This window comes from Pseudomonas sp. SIMBA_068, from assembly GCF_046534705.1.
Classification (GTDB): domain Bacteria; phylum Pseudomonadota; class Gammaproteobacteria; order Pseudomonadales; family Pseudomonadaceae; genus Aquipseudomonas; species Aquipseudomonas putida.
Genome location: NZ_JAWRYI010000573.1, coordinates 1 through 270, shown reverse-complemented (window position 1 = coordinate 270; position 270 = coordinate 1). Strand labels below are relative to the sequence as shown.

The window sequence follows — 270 nt, the reverse complement described above, 5'->3', positions numbered from 1 at the left end:
AAGTGTCTTCGTCATCCTCTTTTGTTGAATTTAACAACCCTTTTGCGTACTCATAAATTTGCAAACCTACAGACGTTGTCCCTTTTCCAGCTGTAGAAATAATGAACATAAGTGGTTGCAAGCGTGATCCCATTCCTGATTTAAGAATGTCATACATGTCCGCAGTGTCCTGGGCGTGTACTTCGTCTAAAAGAACAAAATGAGGGCCCTTTCCATCAAGACCTTTAGTATTTTTGGATAAGGGAACAAGGCAGTTCGCATATTCCACAC

At 41.1% G+C, this 270-nt stretch carries 1 protein-coding gene; it reads right to left on the bottom strand.

All coding sequences use genetic code 11. The features are described from left to right. Window positions 1–268 (bottom strand): terminase large subunit domain-containing protein (locus tag SB756_RS30470; RefSeq protein WP_410913292.1); only part of this gene is annotated, 268 nt, incomplete at its 3' end. Window positions 269–270 lie beyond the last annotated feature (2 nt).